The sequence below is a fragment of the Rheinheimera sediminis genome, assembly GCF_004005375.1.
Classification (GTDB): Bacteria; Pseudomonadota; Gammaproteobacteria; order Enterobacterales; family Alteromonadaceae; genus Pararheinheimera.
Map to the genome: position 1 here is coordinate 1 of NZ_RZUF01000070.1, position 1184 is coordinate 1184.

Annotated in this window: 2 protein-coding genes; both read right to left on the minus strand. The window is 47.0% G+C overall.

Features of this window, described 5'->3' with window-relative positions; all coding sequences use genetic code 11:
- Positions 1-44 precede the first annotated feature (44 nt).
- Entirely contained in the window at positions 45-479 is a 435-nt protein-coding gene (locus EMM73_RS19775; protein WP_127688477.1) for a HEPN domain-containing protein, read from the minus strand.
- Positions 436-1047 carry a nucleotidyltransferase domain-containing protein gene (locus EMM73_RS19780; RefSeq protein ID WP_127688478.1) on the minus strand — a complete coding sequence of 204 codons (612 nt, stop codon included), beginning with the start codon at positions 1045-1047 and terminating at the stop codon, positions 436-438. Before EMM73_RS19780 ends, EMM73_RS19775 begins: the two co-directional genes overlap by 44 nt.
- Positions 1048-1184 lie beyond the last annotated feature (137 nt).

Here is a 1184-nt window from a genome sequence, read left to right on the forward strand (position 1 = left end):
AGTTACAACCATAGATAAGTTGCCGGAAAAGAAAGTTTGGCAGTTTAGTTCTGTTTGACGTTTCTGGTTAAGTAATCTTGCGCCAAAACCAACAGTTCTTTGGCCTGTTTGATGCACTCTGCGACGGCAGCGTCTTCAACCAGATCGCCAGAATAATCAGCAACATTACGTTGTTTACGCAAAGCGTCCAGCACTATAAGCCTGTCTGTCTCTATACCCACAGTTTTTACTAAAGATTGCAGCATGGTTTGATGGTGGCCAGGTTTACTGGTAAGGGTTCGAAATCCAGCAGCCTGCAGTGCAGCATTTGCCAGTTGCATAATGGCTTTGTATGCAGCATCAAAGCGGTTTTCATTACTCAGCCCAATCAACTCTGCATCTTTAATATTGCGTTGTGCAGCTTCTAGCAGCCGCTGAATAGCGGAGCTATCGGGGTTAATGCGTTCCAGCAGTTTGCCAATCAGATTGTCTAAGGTCATCCTTGTCTCCTGCGATCATCAGTAGCGGATTAGCCAGCAATTCACGGATAAAACCGGATTGCTCCGCCAGCGCTTTCTGCCATTCGGCTACTGAATATAGTTTAGGATTGATCTCACGGCCAAGCTGTTGCTGCGCTGGATACAGGCTCTTCACTGCATCAACAAAACTCAGTTCACCCACCAGCAGCAGGTCAATATCACTGCTGGCTGTCGCTTTGCCGCTGGCGACTGAACCAAAGACTGCAGCACACTGCAGTTGATCCGATACAGGCAACAAAGCCTGCCGTAACACATCAGCCAAACCTGTAGTTTTACGCAGAATACTGGCGAGTTCTTCATACACCACGCAGCTGGTATCGGCCTGATAACACAGCTGATTCCCTTGCTGTGTTTTCTTCAAAATGCCCGCCTGTGCCAACTTCGTTAACTCTTTATGCAATGTGCCGGGTTGAGTATCAGTTAAACGGGCAATTTCGCGTACATGCCAAGCCTCGTCGGGTTTAAGTAATAACAAACCCAACACCTGACGGCGGTAACCGGTAAACAGTAAATCCGTAAGAGCAGACACAGCAGCACCAAATGAAGCCAAATAAGCTACGAATGTAGCCTTTTAGGCTTCATTCGTCAATTTGTCGGTAATTGAGTAATCAGCCCCTCAAGGATAGCTTGCTAAAAGTCCCGAAAAACAGCTTGCCGTTTCTGAAA